We start from the raw sequence: 4,502 nt of genomic DNA, 5'->3' as shown, positions 1-4,502 counted from the left end.
TTGTTTTTCAAATGGATCAAGCAGCATCTGCGTATCAAGAAATTCCTCGGCACGAGCGAGAACGCGGTGAAGACGCAAATCTGGTGCGCCGTGTCCATCTACGTGCTCATCGCCATCGTCAAGAAGGAGCTTCAACTCAATGCCTCGCTTTACACTTTGCTACAGATTTTGTCCGTCTCGGTTTTCGAGAAAACCCCTATTTCACAGGCCTTTCAGCCCGACTCTTCACTGTCAGAAGTTCCCGACGCCGCTAACCAATTGAATTTGTTCGAAATTTAACCGGACACTAGTGATAGCTGGCGAAGCTGAAATACCGACACAGCATCATGACCGTGCTCTGTGTGCTATGCGTGTTGATGTCAGTGGCACTTACCCAGCAACTCCGCGTACGACGAGAGATCGAGCGGGCAATTGCAGAGCCATGTCGGCATGGACAGCCTGACGGGCTTGGAACAAGAAGGGCGCTGGACGCGACGCTGGAAGCCAAGCGGCGGCTCACGAAACGAGAAAAATCTCACTTGGCTCTTGGCCAACCCACTGGTACATGAGGGCCGCCAGGCAATTGTATGAAGCCAAGGCAGCGGGCCTAAATACGGTTAGGCCGCAGAAGGGGCACGCACAGATTCAGGTCACATAAAGCTTGTGTAGCGAGCCAGTACTCGCTGCAGACTCTAGGAAGAGCGCGCATGGTTGCTATGGCAGGTGTTCGCTTTGTGGTGCTCAAGCTTGCCGACGGCGGCTGCGCGCTAATAGGCGTTCAAGGACGAAGATTCGCCGTTCTAGCGCTCTTCGCCCCGTAATATCCACCATCAGACCGTACCAGCGATCGATCTTGCCGTCGGGGCCGTAGTGCGGCTGTGCCCGGCTGTTGACCCAGTGCCACGAGCCATCGGACCATTTAGTGCGGAAATTGGTCTCGAACGGCTGGCCGCTTGGTAACCAGGCCAGCCATTCCTTTCGTACCCGCAAGCGATCCTCCGGGTGCATGCCTTCGAGCCACGCAGCGATACGGTCTTCAACCGACATGTTGCGGGTCTCGCCGAACGTCGGACCCATATAATTGAGAGTGCCGTCCGGCAGCGCTGTCCACGCAATATCCGGGCACAGTTCGTTGGCCCGGCGAAAATGCTCCTCGCTTTCGCGGATCGCGCGCTCGGCGCGGCGCTGATCGGTCACGTTAAGCATGATGATCGATGTCCCAATCCACTCGCCAACCTCATCCGTGACCGGCTGCACGGATGCCAAGTACCAAGCATCGCAGGGTGCCTCAATCTGTACCTGTGCAGGCGCCGCCCCCTGCGAAATCCGCTCCACCGCCGCGAGAAGTCCACCCATACTTGCAACGCTGACCACGTCGGACAAGCGACGTCCCATCAGCCGACTGCTAGTGAGCCCCACGACCTGCTGGAACCGATGGTTGGCGCTAACGCAGCGCTGGGCGCGATCGATGAAACAAAGCGCTACCGGAGCGTTGCGATACAACGCCTCGAGCTGATGCAATCGCTGAAAAGGCGACACCGTGGATAACCTATCCCCAGAAGCCGGTTGACCGAATCGGCGCCGCAGAAGCAGCGCTGCGTCTGGCGGCGGTACTGCCCGCCCGAATAGCCATCCCTGCCCGAAGCTACAACCAAGGTCCCGTAGGATGTCGGCTTGCATCTGAGTCTCCACCCCTTCCGCTACTACATCGACTCCCAGGCTTTGCCCAAGACCGACAATGGACGAAACGATCCTGCGACTGTCGCCGTCGCTGTCCATTTTGCGGACGAAGCCTGCATCGATCTTGAGCTTATCGAACGCAAAAGCATGTAGCCGTTCGAGGTTGGAAAAGCCCGTGCCGAAATCGTCGAGTACGATCTGAACGCCTGCAGACTTAAGTTGCCGGATCAGCGATGTCGCGACCCCCATATCCGTCACCAGCGCGTTTTCCGTGATTTCCATCTGCAACCTAGCGAGTGGAAACTGCACCGATCCGGCAGCTTCTCGGATCAAGCCAAACAAGGCAGGATTTTGCAACTGAAGTGGCGATAGATTGAAGGCCAGAGCGAAGTCCCCCTCCCAGGTTACGGCGATCTGGCACGCCTTGGACAACATATGTATGAGCAGCGCATCCATCAGGCCGTGCTGCTCCATCGCCGGAATGAAGCGTACTGGTGGAATTTCCCCGATACCGGGCTCGATCCATCGCGCCAGCACTTCGAACCCCTTGACTCCATAGTCTCGAAAATCGACCAGACATTGAAATGCGGGCTTGATGGCCTCTCGCGCCAGGGCATCAAGTAACAGCTCACGAGAAATGGCGTTGGTATCAATCATATTGTCGTCCGGATTTCGGAGAAATCTATACCAAATCGGCGCTGCATAGAGGCGGGGGCGCACTGAACTGACATTTATGTGCGACGGTGGGGCGACCATCCCCACATCGGGTCGAGCTAGGGTGAATGGTATATGAGCAGCATTCCCAGCCTGGAACGAACTCTGGCCATCGCGCGGCTTGCGCCGTCGAATTCCTCGCCATTTGGCCGGAAATAGGCCTGCAGCCTTTTGGTGAAGAAGACCTTTGGGAAACGCGAACGGTCAGTGCGCTCGATGGTAACCTGCGCGAGATTCTACCCCGAAGTTCGCAGAGTTTGCCATGACGCCTCTTGAGTTGGTAGCGAGCAGGCGAATGCAATGCGGTCGGGCATCGAGACAGATTGCAGTCGACGGAAAGGTGCGACAGCTTTGTCCTTCTGAGTTAATCGATGCAAACTGTGCGCTCCTCTTCCGCCATCGACCGGGTGGCGAAGTACCGTACAGCCGAGGCAACCATCATGCCGAAACTTCGGGTGTCGCTAAAAAAAGCCATTTCAAAAACTACGATTCCTCGCCGTTTCACACCTTCTGGCAATGGCCACATCGATTCATCGTCTCGAAGCGAATCAACATCATTGCCGCAGCTTCTTCATCCGCGCGGGCGAAGTCGGCTTCCGCGGCGACTCGCAGTAGACTTGCCGTGAGGCAACGGCGATGATCACAATGATGGCGCCGACGCCGAGTACTCGGACGGCGATGCCAGAAGTATGGCGCCATGTCGAAATGACACTGGATAAGCAAGAGTCGATGGGCTGTGAGCCAACACGAGGCTGTCTCGCGACGATGTCACGCCTTTGCAGGATTGACACAATCCGTTTTGCCGCAGCAGCGAGCTTTTGCGTTACGAGACACCGCATTGCGGTGCCGAAAAAAATGTCCCGGAAATCGATCGAAGCGTTACCGAGCGGCCACTACTGGGCCGTGCCTCATGCGCCCTTCCCGCTGGACGATAGCAACGGCCACAATGAGGTGTTTCCCGGCGCTCACTTCGTCAGCGACGGCAAGTGGGTTATCTTCTATAAAAACGGGCAAGAAATCTGGGTGTGCAACGCCGTGTATGCGGCTGCGCATTTCGATTTCTCCGCCGTGTCCAGCGCTTGAACCCTGACCGCCGGCAGATGTGCGCCGGTGCCGCTGGCATCGAACACAACACCTCCAGCAAGAGCAAAATTTCGCCTTACGGCGTTGTGTCAATACGCGCCTTCTGAACCAGCTTGGCCTTCCCTTAGTTCAGGGCACCTCCCAAACGCGCAACGGAACCTGATGAATGAGCCAGCCCAGAGCGCCAAGCGCATTCCCATCGCTCTGCTGGATAGCCGAAAGATTGCCAAGTATGGGATTCCCGCTCGGAGAAAGCATGCGATAGGGTTGGGTTGTATCAAGTGAGCCTGCTGAGTAAGACCGCTCGCGAAGTGTGGCGCAGCATACCGAGCTTGCCCATGCCGTTTCTGGTTTGTTACCCATGTGGTTGTTCCGTACACCGGGCCCAGATGTCCATGTTGCCGCGCCTGCGGCCGCGCAACTTCTATGATCTGGCAATTGAAGTGGCGAGCGTGCGGCCCGGGCCGGTGCAGTGGTCACGGCAAGGCTTCGAGCCGGTGACCTATCCCAGCGAGGCAATGAAGCGGGCGCTGTCGCGCACGCTGGGCAGTGCCGATCTTTCAGGAACAGCTGATGCAGGTGGCGATGCTGGCGACTGGGTTCTCTGCCGGCGAGGCGGACCAGCTGCGCCGCGCCATGGCCCCCTGGAAGCGCAAAGGGGTTCGCCCAGTACTAAGAGCGACTAGCCAAACCATGTCATCGTCACATAGCTCTTGAGCGTTCTCATGTGTCATGGCACTGAATCATTGGGTAGTCGAATGCACGCATGCCTAGCTTGCCGGGTTAGGCAAGCTAGTGTAGCGTTCTGTTCTTGATGGAACCTATATGAATTCGGCGTCTCCAATGCCCACACTGCGACACAGCGTGGAGAGAGTGAGTGCGAGTTGCTCCCGAGATCATGTTGACCGACGAGGAGCGAACCAATTTGACGAGGCTGGTTCGGTCGAAGCTCACGAGCGTGAGGCTGGCGCAGCGCGCGCGCATTGTGCTGCTGGCCGCCAACGGAATGCAGAACAAGGACATCGCCGAGCAGTTGGGAGTCGGAC

3 protein-coding genes and 2 pseudogenes are annotated in these 4,502 nt (G+C 57.4%); 4 read left to right on the top strand and 1 reads right to left on the bottom strand.

The window, feature by feature from the left end:
• A pseudogene (locus A3A5_RS38490) lies at positions 1–279 on the top strand (IS4 family transposase); the annotation flags it as partial.
• 441 nt (positions 280–720) lie between these two features.
• Here A3A5_RS38490 and A3A5_RS0113015 read toward each other — a convergent pair.
• Positions 721–2,316, bottom strand: coding sequence for an EAL domain-containing protein (locus A3A5_RS0113015; protein WP_018311009.1), 1,596 nt, complete (start codon positions 2,314–2,316; stop codon positions 721–723).
• A 693-nt stretch (positions 2,317–3,009) separates the two neighbouring features.
• On the opposite strand from A3A5_RS0113015, the gene A3A5_RS44740 reads away from it, so the two are divergent.
• The 3 genes and pseudogenes from A3A5_RS44740 to A3A5_RS45665 all read left to right on the top strand — a co-directional run.
• Positions 3,010–3,456: a hypothetical protein gene (locus A3A5_RS44740; RefSeq protein WP_018311007.1), complete on the top strand. Its 447-nt coding sequence runs from the start codon at positions 3,010–3,012 to the stop codon at positions 3,454–3,456.
• A gap of 380 nt (positions 3,457–3,836) precedes the next feature.
• Positions 3,837–4,116: pseudogene (locus tag A3A5_RS41455) on the top strand (hypothetical protein); the annotation flags it as partial.
• Between the two features lie 238 nt (positions 4,117–4,354).
• On the top strand, positions 4,355–4,502 hold a 148-nt coding region (locus A3A5_RS45665), incomplete at its 3' end, for a helix-turn-helix domain-containing protein (protein WP_018311006.1).

This window comes from Cupriavidus sp. UYPR2.512 (genome assembly GCF_000379565.1).
In the GTDB taxonomy this organism is placed as follows: domain Bacteria; phylum Pseudomonadota; class Gammaproteobacteria; order Burkholderiales; family Burkholderiaceae; genus Cupriavidus.
The sequence above is the reverse complement of the archived record's forward strand: the minus strand, read 5'-3'. Positions and strand labels throughout refer to the sequence as shown.